This is a genomic window from Burkholderia sp. Bp9142, from assembly GCF_003853415.1.
In the GTDB taxonomy this organism is placed as follows: domain Bacteria; phylum Pseudomonadota; class Gammaproteobacteria; order Burkholderiales; family Burkholderiaceae; genus Burkholderia.
This window is the reverse complement of record NZ_QTPP01000025.1, coordinates 56,681-80,974: the sequence shown is the minus strand read 5'-3', so window position 1 is coordinate 80,974 and position 24,294 is coordinate 56,681. Positions and strand designations below refer to the sequence as shown.

27 protein-coding genes are annotated in these 24,294 nt (G+C 62.0%); 18 read left to right on the top strand and 9 right to left on the bottom strand.

Going from position 1 to position 24,294, the window contains the following annotated elements:
• Positions 1–119: 119 nt before the first annotated feature.
• Positions 120–1,169, bottom strand: coding sequence for a HoxN/HupN/NixA family nickel/cobalt transporter (locus tag DIE22_RS24945; protein WP_124499129.1), 1,050 nt, complete (start codon positions 1,167–1,169; stop codon positions 120–122).
• 53 nt (positions 1,170–1,222) lie between these two features.
• Positions 1,223–2,035 (bottom strand): helix-turn-helix domain-containing protein, encoded by an 813-nt coding sequence (locus DIE22_RS24940; protein ID WP_124499128.1) that lies wholly within the window; start codon positions 2,033–2,035, stop codon positions 1,223–1,225.
• Between the two features lie 435 nt (positions 2,036–2,470).
• Here DIE22_RS24940 and DIE22_RS24935 point away from each other — a divergent pair, with 435 nt between their 5' ends.
• From DIE22_RS24935 to DIE22_RS24895, 9 genes are all read left to right on the top strand, one after another.
• The gene (locus DIE22_RS24935) at positions 2,471–3,115 is read left to right on the top strand and encodes a (2Fe-2S)-binding protein (protein WP_124499127.1); all 645 of its coding nucleotides are present in this window, start codon (positions 2,471–2,473) and stop codon (positions 3,113–3,115) included.
• Entirely contained in the window at positions 3,112–4,446 is a 1,335-nt protein-coding gene (locus DIE22_RS24930; RefSeq protein WP_124606306.1) for a hypothetical protein, read from the top strand. Before DIE22_RS24935 ends, DIE22_RS24930 begins: the two co-directional genes overlap by 4 nt.
• Position 4,447: 1 nt before the next feature.
• A complete protein-coding gene (locus tag DIE22_RS24925; protein WP_124499125.1) occupies positions 4,448–5,269 on the top strand; it encodes a hypothetical protein in 822 nt (273 codons plus the stop codon).
• Positions 5,266–6,234: a molybdopterin-binding protein gene (locus tag DIE22_RS24920; RefSeq protein WP_124499124.1), complete on the top strand. Its 969-nt coding sequence runs from the start codon at positions 5,266–5,268 to the stop codon at positions 6,232–6,234. Before DIE22_RS24925 ends, DIE22_RS24920 begins: the two co-directional genes overlap by 4 nt.
• Complete coding sequence (larC, locus tag DIE22_RS24915) at positions 6,231–7,490, top strand: nickel pincer cofactor biosynthesis protein LarC (protein ID WP_185640678.1); 1,260 nt, start codon at positions 6,231–6,233, stop codon at positions 7,488–7,490. Before DIE22_RS24920 ends, larC begins: the two co-directional genes overlap by 4 nt.
• On the top strand, positions 7,487–8,227 hold the full coding sequence (larB, locus tag DIE22_RS24910) for a nickel pincer cofactor biosynthesis protein LarB (protein WP_124606304.1): 741 nt from the start codon (positions 7,487–7,489) through the stop codon (positions 8,225–8,227). The genes larC and larB overlap by 4 nt, the downstream gene beginning before the upstream one ends.
• A 5-nt stretch (positions 8,228–8,232) precedes the next feature.
• Positions 8,233–9,066, top strand: a complete 834-nt coding sequence (gene larE, locus DIE22_RS24905; protein ID WP_124606303.1) for an ATP-dependent sacrificial sulfur transferase LarE — start codon at positions 8,233–8,235, stop codon at positions 9,064–9,066.
• 43 nt (positions 9,067–9,109) lie between these two features.
• Positions 9,110–9,433, top strand: coding sequence for a ferredoxin FdxA (gene fdxA, locus DIE22_RS24900; RefSeq protein WP_124499120.1), 324 nt, complete (start codon positions 9,110–9,112; stop codon positions 9,431–9,433).
• A gap of 68 nt (positions 9,434–9,501) precedes the next feature.
• Entirely contained in the window at positions 9,502–10,275 is a 774-nt protein-coding gene (locus tag DIE22_RS24895) for a ferredoxin--NADP reductase (protein ID WP_124606302.1), read from the top strand.
• A gap of 118 nt (positions 10,276–10,393) precedes the next feature.
• On the opposite strand, the gene DIE22_RS24890 is transcribed toward DIE22_RS24895, so the two are convergent.
• From DIE22_RS24890 to DIE22_RS24860, 7 genes are all read right to left on the bottom strand, one after another.
• Positions 10,394–11,581, bottom strand: a complete 1,188-nt coding sequence (locus DIE22_RS24890; protein WP_124606301.1) for an acetyl-CoA C-acyltransferase — start codon at positions 11,579–11,581, stop codon at positions 10,394–10,396.
• A gap of 173 nt (positions 11,582–11,754) precedes the next feature.
• Positions 11,755–12,387: a response regulator transcription factor gene (locus tag DIE22_RS24885; RefSeq protein ID WP_124499117.1), complete on the bottom strand. Its 633-nt coding sequence runs from the start codon at positions 12,385–12,387 to the stop codon at positions 11,755–11,757.
• Positions 12,380–13,492, bottom strand: a complete 1,113-nt coding sequence (locus DIE22_RS24880) for a PAS domain-containing sensor histidine kinase (RefSeq protein WP_124499116.1) — start codon at positions 13,490–13,492, stop codon at positions 12,380–12,382. The genes DIE22_RS24885 and DIE22_RS24880 overlap by 8 nt, the downstream gene beginning before the upstream one ends.
• A 42-nt stretch (positions 13,493–13,534) precedes the next feature.
• Positions 13,535–14,425: a pirin family protein gene (locus tag DIE22_RS24875; RefSeq protein WP_124499115.1), complete on the bottom strand. Its 891-nt coding sequence runs from the start codon at positions 14,423–14,425 to the stop codon at positions 13,535–13,537.
• A 29-nt stretch (positions 14,426–14,454) separates the two neighbouring features.
• On the bottom strand, positions 14,455–14,847 hold the full coding sequence (locus DIE22_RS24870; RefSeq protein ID WP_124606300.1) for a DoxX family protein: 393 nt from the start codon (positions 14,845–14,847) through the stop codon (positions 14,455–14,457).
• 11 nt (positions 14,848–14,858) lie between these two features.
• On the bottom strand, positions 14,859–15,467 hold the full coding sequence (locus tag DIE22_RS24865) for an FMN-dependent NADH-azoreductase (RefSeq protein ID WP_124606299.1): 609 nt from the start codon (positions 15,465–15,467) through the stop codon (positions 14,859–14,861).
• 182 nt (positions 15,468–15,649) lie between these two features.
• Positions 15,650–16,348, bottom strand: coding sequence for an isochorismatase family protein (locus tag DIE22_RS24860; RefSeq protein WP_124499112.1), 699 nt, complete (start codon positions 16,346–16,348; stop codon positions 15,650–15,652).
• Between the two features lie 292 nt (positions 16,349–16,640).
• Here DIE22_RS24860 and DIE22_RS24855 point away from each other — a divergent pair, with 292 nt between their 5' ends.
• From DIE22_RS24855 to DIE22_RS24815, 9 genes are all read left to right on the top strand, one after another.
• Entirely contained in the window at positions 16,641–17,459 is an 819-nt protein-coding gene (locus tag DIE22_RS24855; protein ID WP_124499111.1) for an SDR family oxidoreductase, read from the top strand.
• A 54-nt stretch (positions 17,460–17,513) separates the two neighbouring features.
• Positions 17,514–19,136: a long-chain-fatty-acid--CoA ligase gene (locus DIE22_RS24850; protein WP_260426758.1), complete on the top strand. Its 1,623-nt coding sequence runs from the start codon at positions 17,514–17,516 to the stop codon at positions 19,134–19,136.
• Between the two features lie 180 nt (positions 19,137–19,316).
• Complete coding sequence (locus DIE22_RS24845; RefSeq protein WP_124499110.1) at positions 19,317–19,733, top strand: DoxX family protein; 417 nt, start codon at positions 19,317–19,319, stop codon at positions 19,731–19,733.
• Positions 19,730–20,179 (top strand): nuclear transport factor 2 family protein, encoded by a 450-nt coding sequence (locus DIE22_RS24840; protein WP_260426757.1) that lies wholly within the window; start codon positions 19,730–19,732, stop codon positions 20,177–20,179. The genes DIE22_RS24845 and DIE22_RS24840 overlap by 4 nt, the downstream gene beginning before the upstream one ends.
• Before the next feature lie 51 nt (positions 20,180–20,230).
• Positions 20,231–20,467 (top strand): hypothetical protein, encoded by a 237-nt coding sequence (locus DIE22_RS24835; protein WP_124499109.1) that lies wholly within the window; start codon positions 20,231–20,233, stop codon positions 20,465–20,467.
• A gap of 92 nt (positions 20,468–20,559) precedes the next feature.
• Positions 20,560–21,435 carry an SDR family NAD(P)-dependent oxidoreductase gene (locus DIE22_RS24830; RefSeq protein WP_124499108.1) on the top strand — a complete coding sequence of 292 codons (876 nt, stop codon included), beginning with the start codon at positions 20,560–20,562 and terminating at the stop codon, positions 21,433–21,435.
• A gap of 44 nt (positions 21,436–21,479) precedes the next feature.
• Positions 21,480–22,772: a Rieske 2Fe-2S domain-containing protein gene (locus DIE22_RS24825; RefSeq protein WP_124606298.1), complete on the top strand. Its 1,293-nt coding sequence runs from the start codon at positions 21,480–21,482 to the stop codon at positions 22,770–22,772.
• A gap of 12 nt (positions 22,773–22,784) precedes the next feature.
• Complete coding sequence (locus DIE22_RS24820; RefSeq protein ID WP_124499106.1) at positions 22,785–23,312, top strand: aromatic-ring-hydroxylating dioxygenase subunit beta; 528 nt, start codon at positions 22,785–22,787, stop codon at positions 23,310–23,312.
• A gap of 49 nt (positions 23,313–23,361) precedes the next feature.
• Positions 23,362–24,276, top strand: coding sequence for a VOC family protein (locus tag DIE22_RS24815; RefSeq protein WP_124606297.1), 915 nt, complete (start codon positions 23,362–23,364; stop codon positions 24,274–24,276).
• The last annotated feature ends 18 nt before the right edge of the window (positions 24,277–24,294 follow it).

Genomic DNA, 24,294 nt, shown 5'->3' with positions numbered 1-24,294 from the left:
CGTGTGGCCGCCGGCTCTCGATCGTCGCCGTCGTCCGGTCATGCGGACGCCCCGCCTCTCCATCGCCGAATCCGTCCGTGGAGGGGCGAGGGGAAACCGGGCCGATCCCGGGGACCTGATCAAACCTCCAGTTCGTCGAAGCGCTTCCAGCGATAGACTGCAAACGAGCATAGCCAGCTCGCGGAAAACAGGCCAACGATGCTATAACCGACCAGACCGAAGTTGTCGTTGAGACTGCCTACGGCCTGCCAGAACGGCCCTGAAAGCTGCAGTCGATCGGCGAGCAATCCAAGTCCTTCCACGCCGCCAACGAAGAGCGCCACCATCACCGATATCGCCGTAATCGTGATGTTGTAGTAGAGCTTGCGAACGGGTTTGACGAACGCCCAGCCGTACGCGCCCACCATCAGGATGTTGTCCGTTGTGTCGACCAGCGTCATGCCAGCCGTGAAAAGCGCGGGAAAAACGAGAATCGACCAGATCGACATGCCCTGGATTGCGCCGGCGGCAGAGATGCCGAGCAGTCCGACTTCTGTCGCGGTATCGAAGCCGAGACCGAACAGAAAGCCCAGCAGATACATGTGTCGGCTGCGCGTGACGATCCGGAACAGCGGTTGAAATATTCGAGAAAGGAATCCCCGGCCGGCGAGCAGCCGATCGACTTCCGCTTCGATGTACGGCTCGCCGTGTCGCATGCGCCGGAACGCGGCGACGATCGCTTTCAGCGCGAACAGATTGATCACTGCGATCGCAAACAGGAAGAGCGTCGACACCAGTGTGCCGATCAGTCCGCCGACTGCCCTGATCGCGTCCATATGGCCTTTCATCGCCAGCGCTGTCACGGCTATGGCGACCGACGCGATTACGACGACCGTCGAGTGACCGAGCGAGAACATCAGGCCGATCGTGATCGGACGCTGGCCGGTCTGCATGAGCTTGCGCGTAACGTTGTCGATCGCGGCAATATGGTCGGCGTCCACCGCGTGACGCAGCCCGAGCGACCATGCCAGCAAACAGCTGCCCATCAACAGCGGGTGTGTCCTGAAGACGATGAGCGCCCAGATCCATGTCACGGCGTTGAAAGCGATGAGCAGAACGTAGAGCCGGAAAATCTTCGGTCTCAGCGGCCCTTGAAAACTGAGGGACAGTGCATCGATAACGTTGTTCATTGTGTCCTTATCCGATCGCTCGATCCCGATGTGGAGCTTTTCCGCGTGCGTCGTCAATCGGCGCGGTGGTCGGAGACAGCGAGACCTCGCGATCCTGCCACCATGTTCTGTGGCGTGAGGCCCCAATACCAGCGCACGGTATGGCTGAAATGAGACGAATCCGGATATCCGATATCGAAAGCAATGTCCGTGAGATTCGACGAAGCATTCAAATGCGCAAGGAAATTTCGCGCTCGCTTCCACGCGCGATAGCGGCGAAGCGTCGTTCCCATGTTTTCCTTGAACAAGTGGAGGAAGCGGGAGACCGACAAGCACGCGCGCCGGGCACAATCGTCGGCGCTGGACAACGTACCGGGATCGGCGCCGATCAGCGCCGCCACGCTCATGATCCGCTGATCGAGCTTTCGCGGTTGCAGCGGGTGGCCGAAGAAGTGCCGATCGAAGTCGTCCTTCATGCCGGCGACGTCGTTTCCTTTGCCGCGCAGGGACATGAATGCGTCGCGCAACCGCCTGATCTGGGCGTCGAATTCCCGGGTATCCGAGCACGGGCGCAGCCAGGCAGGAAGATCCTCGAATGCGACCGTTTCGGCCTCGATCAGCAGGGCGGCGATCAGGCGATCGCCTGAAACGATCTCGTGCCGCGTCTCGGGGGCGACCACAATCATGTGCGCGGTCTGCCAGCTGCCGTGCCCGATCCGGATGCGAAACGGATTGTCGATCGACACGTACACCGTGAGCGCGCCGAATCTGCGGGCTTCCGGATGACCGAGGAAGCCGAGATACGCCATGCGGCCACGCGTCAGGAGCATGAACCGCTCGCCCAATTCCGCCCAGCTCTGATGCTTGTCGTGGTCGTTTGAACGCATTTGCCGACTCCTTTCCTGTCCGCAGGAAGATGAATGCCGCCGGATGGAAAGTTTTCGCTTGCTCGCAATGGCGGCGTCTGTGCCGATAGTCCCGCATCACGCTCGAGGGTGTGCGACTACCGGGACGAAGGTAGTCACGATACGGCGAGGCGAGTGGTTGCGGCGATAGGAAAATTCTCGTGCTGCCGTAAGAAATTTCTGATGTTCGAGCGGCGCTCGTTATCCCGATGCTCAACGGGGCAGCGGAGCTGCAACCAGGGCCCCTCCGACAGTCAGCACGTTGGCACAAGCGACGCCTCCGGGCAGCGCCGTAGACTCGATAACACTTTCCATGCGCTTGCAAATGCAGTTTTGCCGTTATGGCATCCATTTCCACGGAATGGCGCCGGCATGGAGAGGACGAATCGCCAGACACGCATATGAATCGAGCACGAAATGATCAACATCATTCAGGTTGTCAGCGTTGTCGATGCAAATTGCATCGGCTGCAAGCAGTGCGATCAGGTTTGTCCGACCGAGGCCATCAAAACGGTCGACCGGCTCGCACGGGTGGATACCGAGCGCTGCACGGGCTGTAACAAGTGCATCGAAGCCTGTATGGATCATCGCGCGATAAAACGCGAGTTTCTGGATGCGCCGCGACATGTGTCGACAGACTGTCGGACTGTCGATCGCGCCGCGATGGAGCGCATCTGTGCCGCTGCGCGGCTTGATCCGCAGGAGTCGATCTGCCTGTGTACCGCGACGACGGCCGGCGAGGTAGCGGCCGCGATCCTGAAAGGCGGGACGACACCCGAGGCGGTCTCGACGATGACCGGCGTCAGGGGCGTGTGCGCGATCTGGTGCACGGGTCCCGTGATGCGCTTGCTCGAGGCCGCGGAAGTGAAAGTAGCGCGAAGTCCACGTGACTGGCGCGTCTATCCCGAGCATGCCGGCATGGCTATCGGAATCTGGAGCGTGTCGGCGGAGGTGGCCGACAAGTATCCGGAGTATCGGATTCGGGAAAACCAGGAGCGTCTGAAGCACGCACGCATCGAAGTGCCCATGTTTGCCAACATTGAAAGAACCGTCTCGAAATGAACCTCATGCCACCGGTGGTTCCGCCGCCCATTCCGCGCTCGGTGATGGGCTACCGCTATCCGTCGATGCGCGCTGCCCAATTGCCCGGGATGGTTTCCGTTGCGGTTCGGGATCTGTTTCCCGATCTCCCCGTGCCGCTGATGGTGCTGGGAGACAGCGCCGAAAAGGTTCGGGAGGCCACGGTGAGCGCGCTCGAAAGCGTCGATCTCTCCCGGATCGGTGCCAACGATTCGGTCAACATTCTCTGCTCGGAACATGGCTTTGCCATGATGGGTGGAGACGCCTATGTCGCGACGGTATGCGCGGTGAAGGACGAGGTCGAAAGGCGCACCGGGAACCGGAAACTGAGGCTCGCATTCAGTTCGGCGACCAGCAAGTTCGAAGGCAAGGAAATCATCGAGCACTACAAGCTCGATGAATACTTCGAAGGCCGTGTTGTCCAGTTCGGCCCTTATGAGAAGGGCGTGGAGATCGAGACCGAGATCGGCCTGCTCTACGGTATCGGGCTCGCGTACAAGGCGCAGCACATCATTTATGTCCATTACGATGATCCCCGCGAAACGCATTTTCATCGGTTGAATGGTCGCGCGTTGAAAGCGTTCACCATGAGTTACGCCCGCATCGAGACGCGAGGGATCTTCCACAACAACTTCCCGACCAGCAGCGCGAACATCGTGCCTCGTGCGCTCTACGAATCGCCGTTCATCCAGGAGAAGTTCGTCTGTGCCGTCATGCTGCGCAGTTCGCCTTCCGGAATCATGGGCGTCGACGCAGACCGGGATCTCATCGCGCTCGACAAGCGGATGACCAGGGAGCTGCTGCGCGACTTCGGCAAGATGATCCACCTGTTCGAGTCGATCGACTCCTGTATCGCGGTGATGGACGGACACCGTTGGCTCCATTACCAGCATGCGGGAGGGCTGACGTCCTGCAACCTTTTTTTCGGTCCCGACGATCATCTGGATCTCGAGATCGATACGAAGTCGCCCGGAAATCCGGCGGTCAAGGCCGTGGTTCTCAACTACGCATGGAAGAGTGCATTCACGCTGAAGAACACGCCGTTTATCGCGGCCGATCCGAGGATCGCGAATTCGCTTCGGAAACAGGGCCTGCACTACGAGGTGCATTCCGCCGATTCGCTGGAGCAGGCGATGGAACAGGCCCATGACCTCACCGGCACCCGGAAGGCCATCATCTTCGACGGCAGCTATGGCGCCATCAACTGCAGCCGGGAAATGGCGGAGGCGCTCCTGCACGACGCGCCGCAGGTGACGAAAACCGTCGACGAGGTACTGATGCCGAAATGGCTGAAACAGAGAAGGCTTGCCTGACATGCATACGAATCACGACGTCCGAACGGACATCTTTCGCTCGATTGCCGGCCGTCGGGTAACCGCACGGATCCTGGCCGATGCGTCCGGGGTGATCGCAGGTATTCGCGAAGCGGAGGCCGTGGCGGCGAGCCTCGGCATTCAGCTGCTTGAATCGATCACGGTCGGCGAGCGGGTTCGGGCGGGCGATTGCATCATGAACGTGCGGGGCACGCCACAACAGATCGCGATGGGCGAGGACCGGTTGATCGGATGCGTCGCGAAGGCATCCGGGATTGCTACCGCGGCACGGCGATTTGTCGACCGGTCAGCCGGTGATCTGGCGATCGTCTCGGGCGCCTGGAAGAAAATGCCGCTGGAACTGAAAGCGCTCATTCGCGACGCGGCCGCCGCTGGCGGAGCGGAAACGCGCATCAGTTCGACGCCGTTTCTGTATCTCGACAAGAACTACGTACGCATGTTCGGTGGAATCGGGAATACGCTCGCCGCCGTAGCCGACCTGGACGGATATCGACGCGTCATTCAGGTCTGCGGCCAGTTCGATGCAATCGAGCGTGAGGCCGTTGCGGCCGCTCGCCACGGCGCCGATGTGATCTTCGTCGATACGGGTAATCCGGATGACATCGCGAAGGTATCGAACGCGCTCGACGCGCTGTCGTGCCGTTCCGGCGTTCAGGTCGCTTTCGGCGGTGGCGTCACGCTGGATATGATCGACGAACTTCGACAGGTCGATGTGGATCTCGTCGATGTCGGACGATCGATCGTCGACGCTCCGTTGCTCGACATGCACTTGACCGTCGTGGACGTGGGGGACGGCGCATGAAGCACGGATCGGAATTCGATAGCCTCGCCACGCCGCGACAGCGCGACGAGCATGACCGCTACAGTCTGTTTCACAAGACGGAGCTGCGCCTGCAGCCGGTGCGGATGGACGGTGTCGACCTGGATGCAGTCGCGCAGTGCGTGGCGGAGGTGCTTGGTCTTCGGCGCGACGAGGTTTACGTCATCGATGCGATCGGCGACGTCCTTTCCCTCGATATCCTGCGCGAGCATATCGATCTGGAGCGTATCGCCGGCAAGCGAATGCAACTGTTGACCGCGTTGGCCAGGATCGCCGGTTTCGGCTTCGATGAGCGCACCGAAGTCAGATCGGACGGCGTGCTCGGCTGGATCGGCATGAATGCGCGACAGGGCAGGAAGATCGCAGCCAGAACGCGGGCGATGGCGGATGACATCGCGGCGCGCCTGGCGCGCAGGGTTCTGGTGTTTTCCACGGGAGACGAGGTAGCCGACGGCCAGATCGTCGATTCCAACAAGCCGTTTATCGAAGCAAGCCTGAAGGCGACGGGCTACAGCGTCGCGTTGGGCGAGAACCTCGAGGATTCGCTCGAACGGATCAGCGAAGCCATGCTCGACGCCGTTCACGAGGGTGCCTATCGCCTGATCGTCACGACGGGAGGCGTCGGTGCGGAGCGCAAGGATTGCACGCTGGAAGCGTTGAAGTCGCTCGATCCTCTGGCGGCGACTCCCGTAATCTTTCTGGTTGAGCGCGGCCACGGCAGGCATGCCAAGGATGCGGTCCGAATCGGCGTCGGCCAGGTCGGTGCAACCACGATCGTTTGTCTTCCTGGACCGCATGATGAAGTGAAGTCCGCCGTTCCCGTCCTCGTCGAAGGTCTGGCAGCGCAGAAGACCAGGGAAGCGCTCGCGGAGGACATTGCGTCATGCCTGCGAGCGCGCTTCCAGCATCGTTTCGTTTCCCATCATCGCCGGGTCGAGGCACCATGAAGACGCTCTTTTATCAATGTTCCGCCGGCATCAGCGGCGACATGAACCTTGCCGCCCTGGTGGATCTCGGCGTCGACAGAAGCTATCTCGTCGACCAGCTCGGGCGATTGAGGCTCGAATCCGAATTCACTCTGGACTTCAGCCGCGCCGAAAAGTCGGGTATCTGGGGTATCAGGGCGAGTGTAATGGTGAAGCCCGTATCGTTCGCGCGATCGAATTCGCCGCACCGGCACGGATCTCGTCATGCGCATCGGCACTACAGGGATATCAGGCAGATCGTCGTCGATGCCGGGTATTCATCCCGCGTCGAAACGCGTTGCCTGCGTATCTTTCATCTCATCGCCGAGGCGGAAGCCCGCGTTCACGGTTGCGAGATCGACGATGTCCACTTCCATGAAGTCGGCGCGATCGATTCCATCGTCGACATCGTGGGTGCCGCGATTTGCCTGGACTATCTGGCTGTCGATCGAGTCATCTGTTCCAGCGTCGAGCTGGGACACGGCTTCGTCGACTGCGAGCATGGCACGTTGCCGGTGCCGGCGCCTGCCACCGCCGAGATTCTCAAGGGCGTTCCGTGCCGAATCGGTGGGGTGGACGGCGAAGCGACGACACCTACCGGCGCGGCGATCCTGAAGGGGACCGTCGACGCGTTCGAATCGCCCGAGAACTTCCGGATCGAACATATCGGATACGGCATCGGTACTCGCGACTTCCGGGTGCCGAACGTGTTGCGCGTCATGCTTGGCGAACTGGCGGATGAACCCGCGTCGAATGGCGGCGACGGGCGGCAGAGCCTGGAAATCAAGGCCAATATCGACGACATGACCCCGGAGGCGCTGGAGCCGCTGATGGAGCGGCTGTTCGAGGCCGGCGCGGCGGATGTCTTCCTGACACCCATCGTGATGAAGAAGAGCCGCCTTGCGCACATGGTTTCCGTGCTATGCGCGCCGAGCAGCAGAGACGCGTTGGTCGACGCCCTGTTCGAGCACTCCACGACGATCGGCGTTCGGATTCAATCCGCGTCGAAGCGGATTTTGCCGCGGACCCTGCTGACCCTCGAGACGCGCTTCGGCGCCGTGCGCGTGAAGGTGGTCGAATTGCCGAGTGCGCGTTCCAGATGGAAGGTCGAACACGACGACGTCAAGAAACTGTCGATCCTGAACGGGATGCCCTACGGGGAAATCCGGAAGGACATCGAGGCGGAGGTCGGCACTTTGCTGGTCGCGGGCCATGGTGCGGCAGGAGATCAAGAATGAACGAAGTGGAAAAGGTCCTGCATGCATACGGCAGTTCGGCGTTGTCCTTGCCGGAGGCGGCCGCGCAACTGCATCGCGCGTACATCGCCGACATCGGGCACACCGCGTTGGATCTGCATCGCGCGCGGCGGGTCGGCGCGCCCGAAGTCGTCTTCGGTCTGGGGAAGTCCGCCAGGCAAATGGCGGACATCTTCGAAACGCTCGCCGAAAAAAAACAGGATGTCCTGGCCACGCGCGTCGGCCCCGAACAAGCCGAAGCAATTCGGACGCGCGTGCGCGGTGTGATGTTCAACGAAGCCGCCGGAACGGCCACCTTGTCGTTTCAGACCAGGCCGAGACGGAGCCGGCCGATCGCGGTGGTCACCGCCGGAACATCGGACAGTCGCGTGGCGGAAGAGGCCGCCGTGACAGCCGAGTTCTACGGAAACACGGTCATGCGCTTCTCCGATGTCGGCGTCGCGGGCATCCATCGCCTCTTCGCCTGTCTGGATGAACTGAACCAGGCGCGCGTCGCGATTGTCATCGCGGGCATGGAAGGGGCGTTGCCGAGCGTCGTGGCCGGACTGGTGAAAATGCCTGTCATCGCTGTTCCAACGAGCGTTGGATACGGCGCGAATCTCGGCGGGATCACGGCGCTGCTCGGAATGGTCAACAGCTGCGCGTCGGGTGTCTCCGTCGTGAACATCGACAACGGATTCGGTGCCGGCTACCAGGCATCGCTGATCAACACGGACTGATTCTCATGGATACCCAAACAGCAGCAAAGCTGGATGATCTGCGCCGCAACATAGGGAGCCTTGGCGGCGCGCTGGTTGCGCTGTCCGGAGGAGTGGACAGTACGCTCGTTGCCTGCATCGCATCTCAGGAGCTCGGCGCCAACGCGATCGCGGTTACGTCCGGCTCCCGGAGCCTGAAACGCGACGATCTCCAGTTGGCATGCAACATCACGTCCGACTGGGGCATGCAGCATCTCGTGATCGAAACGGACGAGCTCGATCACGCCGACTACGCGCGCAATCCCGTGAATCGTTGCTACTACTGCAAGTCGACGCTCTACACGGAAATGCGCAGGATCGCTGGCGACAGGCGCATTCACTGGATCCTCAACGGAACGAACGTAGACGATCTCGGCGACCATCGTCCAGGCTTGCTGGCCGCAGAGGAGCAACAGGTGCGCTCTCCGCTGGTCGAGTGCGGGATCCGCAAGGCGGAGATACGCGAGATCGCGGCACATCTCGGCCTGAAGAACGCCGGGAAACCGCAGGCCGCATGCCTCTCTTCGCGCATTCCGTATGGCACGCCCGTGACCGCCGAGCTCCTGGACCGGATAGAACGTGCCGAAAGCGCATTGTCGACGATCGGATTCACGCAGTTTCGTGTTCGACATCACGGCGAAGTCGCGAGGCTCGAGTTGATTCCGACCGAGTTCCAGATGGCGGTCGAACGGAGGTCGACGATCGTCGATGCGTTGAAAGCACTCGGATATCAGTTCATTTCGCTCGATCTCCAGGGCTTTCGCTCCGGCGCCCTGAATTACGCGACAGAGCGGGTCATCCCGATCAACGTATGCCGGTAGGCGGCAGCGGATCGAATCACAGCGGATTACATGGGAGGAAAAGATGACGCATGTCGTGACGGATTCATGCATCCAGTGCCGGTATACGGATTGCGTGGAGGTGTGTCCGGTGGACTGCTTTCACGCGGGACCGAACTTCCTCGTGATCGATCCGGGCGAATGCATCGACTGCGGCGTGTGCATCGCCGAATGTCCGGTGAATGCCATCCATGCGGAAGACGAACTGCCGGAGGACATGCAGTCGTTCGTCGGGTTGAATGCCGAACTGGCGTCGATCTGGCCGATCGTCACGAAGCGCGCCGAGCCGCTGCCGCAGGCGGATGCCTGGCGGGAAAGGAAATCCAAGCTCGAGCACTTGCAGCGCTAGTGCGTGGAGCGAGAATTCCGCATTTCGTTTACTTCACCTTGTCCGCAAAGATCAGCAGCGATCAAACCATGAGTTCATTTTCTGAAGAGCGAGTGACCAGCGTCCATCACTGGACCGATAAACTGTTCAGCTTCACGACGACTCGTGACGGAGCACTGCGGTTCTCGAACGGCCACTTCACGATGATCGGTCTCAATGTGAAGGACAAGCCGCTGTTGCGCGCCTACAGTATCGTCAGCGCCAATTACGAGGAACAACTGGAATTTCTCAGCATCAAGGTTCCGGACGGCCCGTTGACCTCCAGGCTGCAGCACATCCGGGTGGGTGACACGATCATCGTTGGCCGCAAGCCGACCGGTACGCTGGTCATCGACTATCTGTTGCCCGGAAGGCGGCTGTACCTGTTGTCCACCGGTACCGGACTTGCGCCTTTCATGAGTATCGTGCGTGATCCCGAAACCTACGAAAAGTACGAGCAGGTCATCCTCGTGCATGGCGTGCGGCAGGTCGACGAACTGGCCTATCACGACATGCTGTCCGAGCATCTGGCGAACCACGAATTCCTCGGAGATATTGTCGGCCGTCAGCTTCGGTACTATCCGACCGTTACGCGCGAGCCGTACAGGAACATGGGGCGTGTGACGCATCTGCTTGAAAGCGGGAAGATCTGCGATGATCTGGACTTGCCGGGATTGAATCCCGATCATGATCGGGTGATGATCTGCGGTAATCCGGGCATGCTGCGAGACCTGAAACATATGCTGGACAACCTCGGTTTCCGGGAGGGCAACACCAGTACCCCCGGCGATTTCGTCGTCGAACGCGCATTCGCGGAGCAGTGATCCCGTCGTCGTCGAAACTCCCCGCGTTGCTCGCAGTTCGCCGGCACTGCGGCGTGATGACCGGGCCGGCCGATGATTCAAGCGCGCCGGCCCCGGCTTCGCCGCAAACCGTCCCGGATCAGGCAAGCACCTCGAACAGGCCCGCGGCGCCCATGCCGCCGCCGACACACATCGTGACGACGACATAACGTGCGCCTCGGCGCCGGCCTTCGATGAGCGCGTGGCCCACGAGGCGCGTGCCGCTCATGCCGTAGGGATGCCCGACCGAAATGCCGCCGCCGTTCACGTTGTAGCGATCCGGATCGATACCCAGCTTGTCCCGGCAGTACAACGCCTGGCACGCGAATGCTTCGTTGAGTTCCCAGAGGCCGATGTCGTCGATCGTCAGACGATGCTGTTTGAGCAGCTTGGGCACGGCCAGAACCGGGCCGATGCCCATCTCCTCGGGTGCGAGTCCCGCCACGGCAATACCGCGATAGATGCCGAGCGGCTGCAGGCCGCGCTGCGCGGCAAGCGCGTCGTCCATCATCACGCAGGCTGCGGCGCCGTCCGACAGCTGACTGGCGTTGCCGGCCGTCACGGTGCCGCCTTCGATCACGGGCTTCAGCGCCGCCAGGCTCTCCATCGTGGTTTCCGGGCGGTTGCCCTCGTCCCGGGCGACGGTCACCTCGCGATAGCTGACCGCGTGGGTTTCCTTGTCATGTACCGCCATGCGCGTGGTCAGCGGGACGATCTCGGCATCGAAGCGGCCTGCTTGCTGTGCCGCCGCAGTGCGCTGTTGGGACTGAAGCGAATAGAGATCCTGGCGCTCACGATCGATGCCGTACTTGTGCGCGACAAATTCGGCAGTCTGCAGCATCGGCATGTACGCATGCATTGCGCGAGCCGTCACGGCAGGGTCGGCCTCGGCCGCCACCGCGTCGAAATAGGTCTTCTGGACGGCGGAAATATTTTCGTGGCCCGCGGCGACGATGACGCGCATGCCGTCCACCATGATCTGTTTTGCCCCCGTCGCGATGGCCATCAGGCCCGACGCGCACTGCCTGTCGACCGTTTGAGCCCCGGCATGTACGCCCAGTCCCGCCGCGAACGCGCCGTTACGCGCCAGGTTCATGCCGGCGGTGCCCGCGGCGAGCGCGGTGCCGACCACGACATCGTCGATTTCGTCCGGCTCGACTCCGCTACGGGAAACGGCATGCGCGATGGCGTGGCCCAGCAGCGTAGGCGACTTGGTGGCGTTGAATCCACCTTTATAGGCGCGACCGATAGCGGTGCGCGCGACGGATACGATAACGGCCTGCTTCATGAATTCCTCGATTCAAGGGTGAGAGAACACGGATATCGGATGCAGGCCCGTTCGCGACATGAACGCATCGGAGCCTGTGCGGCGTGATGCCCGTCAACGCGATTCACGCGGAATGTTGTCACCCATTCGCGATGCTTCGGCGCTTGCGTGACCACGCGACGAATTGCGGGACGTCAACAGACGAGGCCGTACCGCATCGCGTATTGCACCAGTTCGGCGTTGCTTGCCATCCCGAGCTTGCTCAGGATGCGCGATCGGTAGGTGCCGATGGTCTTGACGCTAAGGGACATTTCATGGCCGATGTCCGTGAGCGACACACCTGCGACGATCCTCGTGAAAATCTGCATTTCTCGCGGCAAAAGCGCCGCGTGCGGAGAGGCGGCTTCCTTCTCGCTCAACTGGCTCAGCACGCGCGCGGCGGCGCGGCTTGTCAGGTACTGGCCGCCTCCGGCGACCTGGCGGATCGCCGCGATCAGCTCATGAGGCTCGGCGTCCTTGGAAAGATAGGCATTCGCGTGGGCGCGCAAGGCGACGATCGCGTATTGCTCTTCCGGATACATGGACAGCATGACGACCGGGATAGCCGGACGCTCGCGGCGAATCGATTGGAGGACGTCGAGTCCGTTTCTTCCGGTCATATTGATGTCGAGCAAAACGACGTCGTAACCACCGCTGCGAATCTTGCCGAGCGCGGTCGCGCCATCAGCGGCTTCATCCGTGACCCGAATGTCGGTTTCATCGGAGATCAGCCGCTTCAGGCCGGCACGAAAGACCTTGTGATCGTCCACGACGAGAACGTCAATCATCGGTACGTTCCTTTTCGTCGTCGATCGGCAGTACCAGAGAGACGACCGTTCCGCAGGCGTTTGCACGGCCGACTTCGAGCGTGCCGCCGATTTTTCCAGCGCGCTCCGACATGCCGAGCATTCCAATCGAATGTTCCCGCATCGACGCCGGATCGATTCCGCAACCGTCGTCGGCGACTTCAATCAGCAGCGATCCCACCTGCCAGCGCAAGCGAATCTGTACCCGACCCGCCTCCGCGTGCCGTGCAACGTTTGTCAGTGCCTCCTGCACGACGCGGAAGCATTGGGTCATGCGCTCGGCGGATAGCTGCCTCTCGATTCCGTCCGTAACCAACGTGGTGTCGACGCCTGTCCGGTTTTCGAATTGCCGCGCCTCACGTCGGATCGCGGCTGTCAATCCGAGCGCATCGAGGATACTGGGGCGAAGCTCGTCCGAGATTCGTCGAGCAGCGTCGATCGTTTCCTGGACGAGCGCCACGAGCTCGGTCGCAATCTCGACGATATCGTCCGATTGCGCCGGCACGGCGCGGCGGATAATGCGGGAGACGTCCATTTTGATGGACGTGAGCATGCCGCCCAGAACATCGTGCACTTCGCGAGCCAGCGCGGCACGCTGCTCCTCGCGAACGGCATCGAGGCTGACCGTCAGCTGCCGCAGTTGCTCGCGCGACGACCGCAGGTCATTTTCCCGTTCGACGCGGTCGCTGATGTCCACACCGACGCCGAATATGGCGCGCCGCCCTCGGTAATCGACGCCCGAACCGTGGACGTCGAGATACACCACATGCCCGTCGCGATGCACGCACTTCGGAAAGTATCGGATGGAGCCCTGCTCGCCGGTCAGCCGCAGTCGATAGTTCCTCATCACTTCTTCCCGGCAATCCGGCGTGGCGAGATCCTCGAGATGCGTTCCGACGAATTCCTCCGGGCGATAGCCGAACATCGAAGCGAACGCCTCGTTCGCGTACATGAATCGCTCGTCCAGGATCACGTAGATTCCCGCCAGCGATTGTTCGACGATCACCCGGAACGGAATATCGTCGCAAGAGACCTGCACAGGTACGGACTCGGAGATTTCCGACTGCGTATGATTGCGTCCGTTCATCGAGATATCTCCTGCGGTGCGCGAGCCCCGCCCGATCGACGGTTATCGAAACACCGGAATGGTTCCCGAGTCGGTGCGCCGGTCTCCCGCTTCCCGCAGCTTGCGGCCGAGCTCGGCAATGCGGCGTTCACCGGCCTCCAACGCTTGGGCCGAGGTATGTACCGAGTAGTAGCCGAGATGCAACGGGTAGCCGTGCGGCACGGCGGAGCCCAATACGAACACCGCATCTTCGTCGTTCGACGCTTCAAGTGCGATGCTGGCCTCGCCGGATTCGAAGATCACCATTTCGCCGGTATCGATCACCGTGCCGGCATTGAGACGCCCCTTTGCCACTGCCAGCCACCCCACGGTATGTCCCGCCGGCGGCTGGTACGTCCAGCGCGTTCCCGCAGGCAACGTAACGAGCAGGTAGTTGATATCGGCGGGTGCCGGAACAGGACTTTGCTTGTCTTCGTAGTTGCCGACAATGATGCTCGCGGGCCCGGATCGCACCATGTCGGCCGCTTCGATGTATCGGCTGACGGGCTCGCTGCTTTCGAGCTCGGCAGGCAGCGCCAGCCACAGCTGGAAGCCCTGAACACGCGGCACATCGTCGGGCGACATCTCCTTGCCGTGCCAGACGCCGCGACCGGCCCGCATCCATTCGACACCGCCGTAGCCGATCGTTCCGGAACCCGACGCCGGATCGTGGTACCGCATGCTTCCCTCGGTCAGGATGGTCACGGTCGCCACGCCCGAATGCGGATGGAGCGGCATGCTGGCCATCGCCTGGATCGTTGTCCTGCCGGCATCGAAGAGATCGAGAAACACGAAGGGCTTGACGACACCGCCCAGATCCGAAGGGCTCATCAGGCGTGTGATCGGGCCGTGGCCCTGGCCCCGCGTGCGATGCACGATGCGGCGCGGGATCGGTTGATGATTGCTCGTTGTCATCGCTTTCACTCCGGGTAGTCGGACTGGATCTATCGGCCGGCGGTCACGCCGGGACGATGCAGCCACGCGACGGTCGCGGTGACCAGCAACAGCGCGATGGCCGGGGCCGGGCTTCCGCCGATGACGAACAGATGAACAAGAACCGCGACGGCCATGGTGGTGGACAGCAGCAGCGCGCCGAAGAGCGCGGACACAGGAATCAGGATGGCGACGCCGCCGACGATTTCGGTTACGCCCGTGACGAACCGAAACCACTGGCCGATGCCGATATGGTCGAAGATCGCGACCATCATCGGGACGCCCGCGAGTTTGGCGCCGCCGGCCGCGAGAAATGCGCTGGCCGCGAGAATCCGCAGGCTCCAGGATACGAATCGGGTTGTTCGACGTGGCGACGAAGCGCGCCTGGCTTGATGAACGTTCATGGCTTCGACTCTCAGACAGCGAGGTTTTCGATATCGGCCTTGGCAGCATCGATGGCTGCGGTGCGGCTTTCCTCGCTGATCGCCAGGCCTTCGGCGCGAACGAACGTCACATCGGCGACGCCAAGGAACCCGAAGAAGTCCCGAAGGTAGGTTTCCTGGTGATCGAGAAACGCGGCCGGCGTCGCTTCGGTGTACTGGCCGCCGCGGCTGGACGCGATGATGACCCGCTTGCCGTTCGCCAGCCCTTCAATACCGTTTGCGGTATAGCGGAACGTTGCGCCGGGCACCGCGATCCGGTCGAGCCATGCCTTGAGTTGCGAAGGCAGGGAAAAGTTGTACATGGGCGCACCGATGACGATCACGTCGGCGGCGAGGAAGTCGTTCAGGGTCTTTGCGTTGCGAGCGGCGGCCTGTTTCGCCTCCTCGCTTTGCGGCGTGATGCCGCGAAAGGCGAGAAATTCTTCCGCGGACAAATGTCCGAGCGGTTCAGCCGCGAGATCGATTCGGATTACTTCGGTTTTCGGCGACTCGCCGGTCAACCGCTTGACGATGGCTGCCGTGAGCTGGCGGCTCACGGATTGTTCATGCAGGATGCTTGCATCGATATGAAGAAGTGTCATGGCTTGGCCGAGGTATAAAACTGTTACCGAGTATCGCAATTCAACTGCCGGCACTTCGGCCGGCAATCATCAAGCGCAGCGTCAACGGCATATCGCAAGTGACATTGCCGGCGGCGTGTCGCGACTTGCGTGGCACGCCGCCGGTTGTCGCGCGCCGCAGGCGCCGCTTTCCCGCGCAGCGGTCATTTCGTGAGCGCCGCACCGAACTTGCCGGCTTTGCTCGCCCGCTGCGAATCCACGCGCGGCAGACCCTGGCCGGTCAACAGGCGCCACAGGATGCGCAGTGTGATGCGGGTTTTGACCGACGCATCGAGCACGCCGGGAATGAGGCTGAGCGCGTAGTCGCCCAGATCCGTGTCCCAGTTGTAGACCAGTTCGGCGGTGATCCCCGCAGTGGACGTCAATCGGACGCCTGCACGCTCGAGTCGTTGCCACGCAATCTCGTCGCCGATCTTGGTTGCCGAGCCGCTGGCGTCGGTGACGACCTGCACGTTGAAGCCTTCCTCGACGGCGCTGATGGCCGGCGCGATCACGCAGACGTCGGTCGTGACGCCCGCCATGACCAGGTTGCGCTTGCCGGTAGCACGAACAGCGTCGGCGAAAGCCTTGACGTCCCAGGCGTTCACGATGCCCACGCGCAGGATGCGGTCGGCGTAGGCCTGCGGCAGTGCCTTGCGGATTCCCTTGATCAGCGGGCCCTGCACATTGGTTTCCTGGCTCGTCGTCAGCACGACGGGGATTTCCGCGCGTGCCGCCAGCTTCGCCAGGAGCAGGGCATTTCGCTTCAGTTGAGTGCGGTCGATGGATTTGATCCAGTCGAAGATGCCGACTTGATGGTCGATCAGGACGAACGCCGTGTCCTGCAGAGTAAAGAGTTGCATGATGTCTTCCCGTAGTTGAACGACATGAATTTCCTAGCGCGCAGGTCGCTCGCCATTGCCTGGATTATGTCCAGCGAGGGTCCGCGGCGGTAGTGGCTGTATTTGGATTTCACTCGTCCACTGGCGAAAGAAACGAACGCAGGTTTCGACACCGCTTGGCGTTCGGCTCGCCGATCGGATTGCTGTCGTCGCTGGACGACTGAAATCCGATCGTGCCGGCTATTCGTCGAATCATCGGTTCTGCATACTCGCCTCCATCGAGTTCTTTTATCTCTGGGGCGTAGACGGGCGTATGCAAATCAACCTGGAATTTGCGGATCGGCATGTGGTTGTGTTTGGCGGGACGACTGGTATCAACCTGGGTATCGCCAAGGCATTTGCACGACAACACGCCAGGGTGACGGTGGTCAGCCGCAAGCGCGACAACGTGCATGCCGCGTGCGAAGCACTTGCCGAGTACGGCGGACAAGTCAATGGCGTGTGTGCCGACGTGCGCGATTTCGATGCGGTGGGCCAGGGGCTCGCCGCATCGGTCGCCGTCTTCGGCGATATCGACGTGCTGGTCTCGGGCGCGGCAGGCAACTTCCTCTGCGAAGCGAAAGGCATGTCGTCGAACGGGTTCAAGGCGGTGATCGATATCGATCTCGTCGGTACGTTCCACGTGTTGCGGCAAGCATTTGCGCACATGCGCAAACCGGGCGGCGTCGTGATCAATGTCACGGCGCCGCAGTCTTCGATCCCGATGCGCTATCAGGCGCACGCATGTGCCGCCAAGGCCGGTATCGACCAGCTGACGCGTGTTCTGGCGCTGGAGTGGGGGCAGTTCAATCTGCGCGTCAACGCGATTTCGCCCGGCCCGATCGCCGACACCGAGGGATTCAAGAGGCTGCTCGCCGACGGCGATCAGGATGCCGCGCAATGCGCCGACAACGTGCCGCTCAAACGCCTCGGCGAGGCAGACGATATCGCCAACCTGGCACTTTTTCTCGCATCACCGTTCGCGAGTTACATCTCGGGAGCAGTGATCCCGTGCGATGGCGGCGGAGCGCTGGACAGCGTCAAACCGATGCTCGAAGCGGCAGGGCTGCGGGCGATGCAGGCGAGCATCTGATTTCCATCGGATACGCCGCCAAGGCGTACGAGACGATACGCGAGGAGACTATCAATGCAGGCTACAGAGTCGATCATGGACCGGCCGCTGCTTATTTCATCGATCCTGAATCATGCGGAGCTGCAGTACGGCGACGTTTGCATCGCGTCACGCGAAACCAATGGCTCGCTGTTTCGCTATACATATGCCGATGCAGCCCCGCGTGCGCGACGCCTCGCCAACGCACTGGCCCGGTTGGGGCTCGGCGAGGGGGACGTTGTCGGAAGCATCGCATGGAACAACCATCGGCATCTCGAGGCGTATTTCGCGGTGTCAGGTAGCGGCATGGTCATGCACACCTGCAATCCGAGGCTGCAGATCGAGCAGCTCGCGTACATCATCAATCACGCGAATGATCGTGCCGTGCTGTTCGACGTCACCTTTGCCGGACAAGTCGAGCAATTGGCCGAGCGTTGCCCTCGAGTGGAGGCGTGGATTTGCCTTTGCGAGCCTCGCTGGATGCCCGATCTGCAGCGGGTCGATCGTGTGTTCTGCTATGAGTCGTTGCTCGCAGCGGAAGCTGGCGATTTTGAATGGCCCGACTTCGACGAACGCAAGCCGGCGGCGCTCTGCTACACGTCGGGAACGACAGGCAACCCGAAAGGCGTGCTGTACTCGCACCGCAAGATCGTTCTCAACAGCCTGGTTCTGGGCCTTCCCGGCTCGATGGACTTGTCCGCTCAAGACGTCGTGCTGCCGGCCGTGCCGATGTTCCATATCAACGCGTGGTGCATTCCTTACGCCGCGCCGATCAACGGCAGCAAGCTCGTTCTCCCGGGCCCGAATCTCGACGGCGCCAGCCTGTATGAACTGATGGAATCCGAAGGCGTGACCGTCAGCGCCGGCGTACCGACGATCTGGCACGGACTTGCTCAGTATATGGAAGCCGAGTGCAAGCGCTTCTCGACGTTTCGCCGCGCCGTCGTCGGCGGGGCCGCGATGGCGCCATCGCTGATCGCGCGGTACGTCGAGCATTTCGGCGTCGAGGTGCGGTGCGGCTGGGGGATGACCGAGACAACCGCCGTCGCCACGATGAGCGGCCTGCTTCCTTCGCAGGCCGATCTCTGTTCGGCGGAGAAACACGCGCTTCGTTCGCGGCCGGGAAGGTCGTTGTTCGGTGTGGAAGTGAGGATCGTCGACGGGTCCGGACAAACCTTGCCGCGCGATGGCGTTTCGGTCGGCGAGCTGCATGTTCGCGGCCTCTGGGTGTTGTCGAGCTATTTCAAGAGCGAGACGTCGCCGTTGCGCGACGGCTGGTTCCCGACCGGAGACGTGGCGAAGATCGACCCGGACGGGATGGTGCAGATCACGGACCGGGTCAAGGACGTGATCAAAAGCGGTGGCGAATGGATCAGTTCCATCGACCTCGAACATGCAGCGATGGAACACCCTTCGGTTGCGCTCGCTTCGGTGATCGGCGTCAGCCATCCGAAGTGGGACGAGCGACCGATGATGTTCGTGGTGCGCAAACCGGGGCAGCCACTGGATCGCGATGGTTTGCTCGCTTTCCTTTCTCCTCGCGTTGCGCGCTGGTGGTTGCCGGACGATGTCGTGTTCCTCGACGAGCTGCCGCTGAACGGAACCGGGAAGGTCGACAAACTCTCCCTGCGCCGCCGCTATGCCGGCATATCGGCGTGACGCCTGAAGCCATCGGCGGTTCGTCCAACCATTCGGCCGCCCTCGCCCGGGTCATGTCGTGTGATGCCTCCACTGCATGGACGACTGAAATCCGGACGCCCCCACTAATCGAAGGAAAGGGGGCGTACTACGCTAGGGACATGAGCCGCGGCTTGCTGGAACCATGACAGGAGGGACGCGATGAAATCCTCAATGTCCATGTCGGACAGAGTCGGCGGCGTTGTCCGACTGCTCGTCGTCGGGATCTTTCTTGCGGCCGGCTCCGCGATGCTCGCGGGCATGCCCTGGATGGTCGAGCTGTTCGCACGTATCGGCATCGGCCAATGGTTCAGGTACCTGACCGGCGGGCTGGAGATTACCGGCTGCGCATTGCTGTTGAATGCATCGACCAGAAGGCCCGGCGCGCTGCTGCTGTTGAGCATGATGCTTGTCGCCATCTGCACGCATGTATTCGTGATAGGCGGCAACCCGACGCCGGCGATCGTGCTTGCGATCGCCTGCGGCTGGATCTCCATCGCGGAACGACGTCGTCATACCGGTGGGCCGGCCCGGTCGGCCAGCCTCCCATTCACTGATTCGAGCGAGGTGACCAAATGAAAGCAATGGTGGACGAGGCCCGCAAGGCAGTCGCATTGAGCTATTTGCGGGCAGTCGACAGCGGCGGAATCACGGAATCGGGCGGGTCGATCATCGACCTGTTCGCAGACGACGCGATCGTTCATTTCCCGAAGTGGGGCACAGCGCGAGGCAAGGCCGAGATCGGACGGATGTTGATGGACGTCACGGCGCTGCTCCAGTCGGTCAATCATCACCTCGACGCTGTCAGCTGGGTGTTTTCCGGCGGCGACGTGGTCGTTTGCGAAGGCACGAGCCACGGCATTCATCGCGATGGGGCGTGGCAGGCCGACTCGCCTGCCTGGGGTGCGGGCCACTGGTGCGATGTGTTCGAGATCCGTGACGGACTGATTCACCGCTGCTTCGTCTATCTCGATCCCGATTATGCCGGGCGGGATACCGAGCGCTATCCGTGGATTCAGCGCTAGCGGTCGGTGGCAGGCAGGACTGTCGCGTTCGACGCGATGAAGGAGAAGATCATGTCCAGCTGGAATCATTCGTTGCGCGCGATGGTCGAGGACTGGCTCGCTCCGGATCCTGCCAGCGGCATCCGCATCACGGCATTCAGAAACAGGCGATCCGACCGTGAATGCTATGTGCGCGTCGAAACGCTCAAGGCGGAAGGTCCCGTTGCGCTGTTTTTCTTTCGCCACCGTGACGGTGCATGGCGGATTTTCCCGCCGGCCCGGGAGCGCCCCGCGATGAGAGCCGCATGAAAGGGTACGGGCGATTCACCTGCCGTACTTGAGTTGTCCGAGACACCGAACGTAGGACCGCCGACGCGGAACACGACCTAGCGAGGAGACATATGAACGAAGTTCCGAATACGGCTGCCCCGGTACCCGCGGCGACTGCCGAGTACGAAATCCCCACTCAAAGCCGCCGATTCGAACATCAGGTAGCGATCGTCACGGGCGGCGCACAGGGGCTGGGCCGCGTGATCGCACGCCGCCTCGCCGAAGAGGGGGCAAATGTCGTCATCGCCGATATTCAGGACGAACGGGCCGCTCGCACCGCGGCGCAATTGTCCGATCAGACCGGCTCGATGGTGTTGCCGTATGCCGGCGATCTGAGTGAGCCGGGCGTCGCAGAGCGCATCGCCGAAGAGGTCTACGAACGTTTCGGTCGGATCGACGCGCTCGTCAATAACGCCGCTGCGCTGATCCGGATGCGGCTGATCGACTTTCCGGACGCGTTGCTGGAGGACGCCGTCAAGTGGAACGTGTGGAACACGTTGCGCACGTGCAAGGCCGTGCTGCCGTACATGCTCGAGCGCCGCTACGGCCGCATCGTGAATATCGGCGGTGAAGCATGGAGAACCGGGCTGCCGTTTCACACGGTGCTCGCCGGTGTCGGCAAGGGGTCGATGGTTGGTCTGACGGCGACGCTTGCAGGCGAAACGCTGCGTGACGGCATCACGGTCAATTGCGTGTCGCCAGGTGCCGTCGATTCGAGTGCCGACGGCGATCCGGACCCGCAGCCCGCAGGCTTTCGCGATCCGACCTGGACACCGCCCGACGTCCTGGACGAACTCGTCAAGATGGTCAGCAGTTCGGCCGTGGGCATCGGGCGTCCCGCGCATCCGACCGAGGTCGCGGCCGCGGTCGCGTTCTTCGCGTCGCACGAAGCGTCGTTTGTCACCGGCCAGCACATTGGCGTGAGCGGTGGCATGGCGATGCTCTGAGAGCGGCGCCGCGACGACAAGCCAAATTCTATTGGAGGAAACACATGCAACGACCGAATATCGAGCAGCTGGTCGAGGACGACCGTACGCGCGGAACGTTTCGCGTGCACCGGAGCGCGTTTACCGACCCCGCTGTTCTCGAGCGCGAGCGCAGCGAAATTTTCGATCGCTGCTGGCTGTATGCCGGTCATGAATCGGAATTGTCCAAGCCCGGCGATTACATCACGCGCAAGGTCGGCGGGCGGCCGCTTCTGCTGACGTGCGACGCATCGGGTCAGCACCGGGCATTTCTCAACAGCTGTCCGCATCGCGGCAATGCGGTGTGTCGGGAACGGTCGGGCAGCGCGCGCGTGTTCACGTGCTTTTATCACGCCTGGTCGTTCAATCTCGAAGGTTCGCTGGTCGGTCTTCCCGGCGAAGACGCGTACACGGCCGCGTTCGACAAGACGCAGATGGGGCTGAAATCGGTGCCGCGCTTCGAAAGCTATCGCGGCATGATGTTCGTCAGCTTCGATCCGGAGATCGTCGATTTGTGCACGTATCTCGGTGACGCGCGCGAGTACATCGACGCCATGCTCGACTACGGCGGTGACGACGTCGAAGTCGTGCCGGGCGCGCAATCGTACAGCATGCGCGCGAACTGGAAGCTGCTGGTGGAAAACAGCATCGACGCGTATCACGTCATGTCGACGCACCAGCGCTATTTCCGGCAGTTCCTGCCGGACATCGGCATGGACCCGAACAAGTGGATCGGTCCGGGCGCGATGTCGAACACCCGCGGCATTGCACTGAACAACGGGCATGCGCTCATCGAGAGCCCGCTCTTGCCGACACCGCTGGCCGGCAATGCCCAAAAGGAACTCGAAGGCATTCGAGCAGGACTCGACGAAAAATTCGGCAAGGAGCGCGCGCACTGGATTGCCGACCACAGCCGCAACATATTCATCTACCCGAACCTGATCCTGATTTCGTTGTGGAGGACCGTCCGCACGTTCTATCCGGTATCGCCCGATTTCATCGAAATCGACGCGTGGGCGCTTCTGCCGAAGAACGAATCGCATGAACTGCGGGAGCGGCGCTTCGAAAACTTCATTTCGTTCCTCGGGCCGGCGGGGTTCGGTACGCCCGATGACGTGTCGGGGCTGGAGGGGTGCCAGCGTGCGTTCGCGTCGCAACGGGAAATCGGCTGGTCCGATATATCGCGCGGCATGGGGCGCGCACCGCTCGCCAGCGACGAGTTGCAGATGCGGGCGTTCTGGCGTCGCTGGCACGCGATGATGCGCGGGATCGAGGGGCCGACGGACTGCTCCGACTCGCCCGTGACGACTACAGCCTGACGAGGGAATGTGATGCTCGAAAAAGCAAATGATCCGACATCGGCGACGAACGGCCAGGACGCACCGATCACCGTCAACGAGGTCGAGCGGTTCCTGTTCGAGGAGGCCGCGCTGCTCGACGACTGGAAGCTGGATGCATGGCTCAAGCTCCTGACCGACGATGCGCGCTATCTGGTGCCGCCGCTCGACGTACCGCAAGCCGATCACAGGGACACGCTGTTCCTCGTCGCCGACAACAACGACACGCTGCGCTCGCGCGTCGGTCAACTGATGGGGCGTTCGGTGTGGGCCGAGAATCCACGGTCGAGAACGCGCCGCCTGATTACCAACGTCCGGATCCTGGAATCCGACGGCAATCAGGCGACCGTTGCCGCGAACTTTGCCGTGTGGCGTTTCCAGTTCGAGCAGACCGATGTCTATGTCGGCCAATACCGGCATATCGTCGTGCGCGGACCGGAGGGGTTGCTGTTGCGCGAGCGACGTGCGGTGCTCGATCTCGAGAGCCTGCGTCCGCACGGCAAACTGAGCTTCATTCTTTGAGCAAACGGCGCACACGCCGCGCCGGCGAACCAACTGGACGAACGCCATCATGATTCGTTACCGAAAGCTCGGTTATGTCGAGCTGAATGTCAGCAGCCTCGCGCGTGCGCGCGAGTTTTACGAGCGCATCGTAGGGTTGCAGTGGGTCGGCACGCGCAGCGACGGCGCCGAACTGTTCCGCTGCGACGACGAGCCCTATTCGGTGGTGCTGCATGAAAAATCGCCGGCCGGCTTTCGCCGCGCGGGCTGGATGCTCGAGGACGAGTCGCAGTTCGACACGCTGCACCGGAAGCTCCGTGACCACGATGTGCCGTACGAGATCGTCGACGATGCCGAATGCGGCGATCGGGGAATCGCGCGCGCGACCCGTATCGTCGAACCGAATACCCGGGCAACGCTCGAATTCTACGTGCGCGGGCCCGCGTCGGACGCGTTCGCGTTCGAGGTTTCGCACACCCGCATCCTGCGCCTGGGCCACGTTGTCTTCAGCACGCCGCATCGTGCGGCAGCGCAAGCGTTCTTCCGGGAGGTGCTCGATTTTCTCGACTCGGACAGCATTGGCGAGATGGCGAGCTTCATGCGTCCGGCCGGCAGTCCATATCACCACGGGCTGGGTATCGGTGCCTCCGAGCACGCCCATTTCCATCACCTCAATTTCATGGTGGAGTCGATCGACGACGTGGGGTGCGCGATGAACCGCTGCGACCGCAGCCAGGTTCCTGTCGTGTACGGTCCCGGGCGGCACCCGGCTTCGCAAAGCGTGTTCCTGTATTTTCTCGATCCCGATGCATTGACGCTCGAGTACAGCTTCGGGATGGAGGAGTTCGCCGACGACGGTGCGCGTGCCGCGCGCGTATTGCCGCCGAAACCGGAGTCGGTCGACATGTGGGGCTCCTTGCCCGACCCGCGAATGGGTGCGGTCGGCGAGATGGACGCTGCCGTCATCCAGTCGTCGCCGCAGTAAGGCGGCGCGTCCCTTGCT

Coding starts and splice junctions, on each gene's coding strand:
- DIE22_RS24945 (WP_124499129.1), bottom strand. CDS start 1,169: ATGAACAACGTTATCGATGCACTGTCCCTCAGTTTTCAAGGGCCGCTG.
- DIE22_RS24940 (WP_124499128.1), bottom strand. CDS start 2,035: ATGCGTTCAAACGACCACGACAAGCATCAGAGCTGGGCGGAATTGGGC.
- DIE22_RS24935 (WP_124499127.1), top strand. CDS start 2,471: ATGATCAACATCATTCAGGTTGTCAGCGTTGTCGATGCAAATTGCATC.
- DIE22_RS24930 (WP_124606306.1), top strand. CDS start 3,112: ATGAACCTCATGCCACCGGTGGTTCCGCCGCCCATTCCGCGCTCGGTG.
- DIE22_RS24925 (WP_124499125.1), top strand. CDS start 4,448: ATGCATACGAATCACGACGTCCGAACGGACATCTTTCGCTCGATTGCC.
- DIE22_RS24920 (WP_124499124.1), top strand. CDS start 5,266: ATGAAGCACGGATCGGAATTCGATAGCCTCGCCACGCCGCGACAGCGC.
- larC (WP_185640678.1), top strand. CDS start 6,231: ATGAAGACGCTCTTTTATCAATGTTCCGCCGGCATCAGCGGCGACATG.
- larB (WP_124606304.1), top strand. CDS start 7,487: ATGAACGAAGTGGAAAAGGTCCTGCATGCATACGGCAGTTCGGCGTTG.
- larE (WP_124606303.1), top strand. CDS start 8,233: ATGGATACCCAAACAGCAGCAAAGCTGGATGATCTGCGCCGCAACATA.
- fdxA (WP_124499120.1), top strand. CDS start 9,110: ATGACGCATGTCGTGACGGATTCATGCATCCAGTGCCGGTATACGGAT.
- DIE22_RS24895 (WP_124606302.1), top strand. CDS start 9,502: ATGAGTTCATTTTCTGAAGAGCGAGTGACCAGCGTCCATCACTGGACC.
- DIE22_RS24890 (WP_124606301.1), bottom strand. CDS start 11,581: ATGAAGCAGGCCGTTATCGTATCCGTCGCGCGCACCGCTATCGGTCGC.
- DIE22_RS24885 (WP_124499117.1), bottom strand. CDS start 12,387: ATGATTGACGTTCTCGTCGTGGACGATCACAAGGTCTTTCGTGCCGGC.
- DIE22_RS24880 (WP_124499116.1), bottom strand. CDS start 13,492: ATGAACGGACGCAATCATACGCAGTCGGAAATCTCCGAGTCCGTACCT.
- DIE22_RS24875 (WP_124499115.1), bottom strand. CDS start 14,425: ATGACAACGAGCAATCATCAACCGATCCCGCGCCGCATCGTGCATCGC.
- DIE22_RS24870 (WP_124606300.1), bottom strand. CDS start 14,847: ATGAACGTTCATCAAGCCAGGCGCGCTTCGTCGCCACGTCGAACAACC.
- DIE22_RS24865 (WP_124606299.1), bottom strand. CDS start 15,467: ATGACACTTCTTCATATCGATGCAAGCATCCTGCATGAACAATCCGTG.
- DIE22_RS24860 (WP_124499112.1), bottom strand. CDS start 16,348: ATGCAACTCTTTACTCTGCAGGACACGGCGTTCGTCCTGATCGACCAT.
- DIE22_RS24855 (WP_124499111.1), top strand. CDS start 16,641: ATGCAAATCAACCTGGAATTTGCGGATCGGCATGTGGTTGTGTTTGGC.
- DIE22_RS24850 (WP_260426758.1), top strand. CDS start 17,514: ATGCAGGCTACAGAGTCGATCATGGACCGGCCGCTGCTTATTTCATCG.
- DIE22_RS24845 (WP_124499110.1), top strand. CDS start 19,317: ATGAAATCCTCAATGTCCATGTCGGACAGAGTCGGCGGCGTTGTCCGA.
- DIE22_RS24840 (WP_260426757.1), top strand. CDS start 19,730: ATGAAAGCAATGGTGGACGAGGCCCGCAAGGCAGTCGCATTGAGCTAT.
- DIE22_RS24835 (WP_124499109.1), top strand. CDS start 20,231: ATGTCCAGCTGGAATCATTCGTTGCGCGCGATGGTCGAGGACTGGCTC.
- DIE22_RS24830 (WP_124499108.1), top strand. CDS start 20,560: ATGAACGAAGTTCCGAATACGGCTGCCCCGGTACCCGCGGCGACTGCC.
- DIE22_RS24825 (WP_124606298.1), top strand. CDS start 21,480: ATGCAACGACCGAATATCGAGCAGCTGGTCGAGGACGACCGTACGCGC.
- DIE22_RS24820 (WP_124499106.1), top strand. CDS start 22,785: ATGCTCGAAAAAGCAAATGATCCGACATCGGCGACGAACGGCCAGGAC.
- DIE22_RS24815 (WP_124606297.1), top strand. CDS start 23,362: ATGATTCGTTACCGAAAGCTCGGTTATGTCGAGCTGAATGTCAGCAGC.